The 779-nt window shown below is 48.4% G+C and carries 2 tRNA genes and 1 rRNA gene; all 3 read right to left on the bottom strand.

The annotated features are described in order from the left end of the window. Window positions 1-316: 316 nt before the first annotated feature. Window positions 317-392 (bottom strand) — tRNA-Ala (locus DMX12_RS28875). A 114-nt stretch (window positions 393-506) separates the two neighbouring features. Then, window positions 507-583, bottom strand: a tRNA-Ile gene (locus DMX12_RS28870). A gap of 86 nt (window positions 584-669) precedes the next feature. After that, window positions 670-779 (bottom strand): 16S ribosomal RNA (locus tag DMX12_RS28865); the annotation flags it as partial.

Below are 779 nucleotides of genomic sequence, written 5' to 3'. Positions count from 1 at the left end.
AGGCTACCACGTCTTTCATCGCCTCTGACTGCCAAGGCATCCACCGTATGCGCTTCTTCACTTGACCATATAACCCCAAGCAATCTGGTTATACTGTGAAGACGACATTCGCCGAAAATTCGCATTTCGCTCAGTTAAGAGCAGAACTCACAAATTTTACCTTAGCCTGATCACACACCAGTGAAAGTGCATGTCAGTCTATATCTATCACATATCCGAATTTTTAAAGAACGATCTGACAAAAGTCAGAAATCAACATTCATCAACGAATGTTCATTTCTAATTTCTGAGCAGGAGCAACATCTACCGCAGAAAGTGGTGGAGCCAAGCGGGATCGAACCGCTGACCTCCTGCGTGCAAGGCAGGCGCTCTCCCAGCTGAGCTATGGCCCCGTATTCTACGGCTGAACCATGTAATGGTAGGCCTGGGCAGATTTGAACTGCAGAAGAGCCGTCCTCACCACTCTTTATCCAGAGGCATGGGGTGCTCAACATTCCAACCAAAAATGGTAGGTCTGGGCAGATTTGAACTGCCGACCTCACCCTTATCAGGGGTGCGCTCTAACCAACTGAGCTACAGACCTAATGGTATAACTTTGGGTCTTGATCGTCTTTTACAATGAATCAAGCAATTCGTGTGGGAGCTCATCAGTAGGCTGATGTCGTCGATTAAGGAGGTGATCCAGCCGCAGGTTCCCCTACGGCTACCTTGTTACGACTTCACCCCAGTCATGAATCACACCGTGGTAACCGTCCTCCCGAAGGTTAGACTAGCTACTT

The organism is Pseudomonas sp. MB-090624 (genome assembly GCF_003205245.1).
Lineage (GTDB): Bacteria > Pseudomonadota > Gammaproteobacteria > Pseudomonadales > Pseudomonadaceae > Aquipseudomonas > Aquipseudomonas juntendi.
This window is presented reverse-complemented; position numbering and strand designations above follow the sequence as displayed.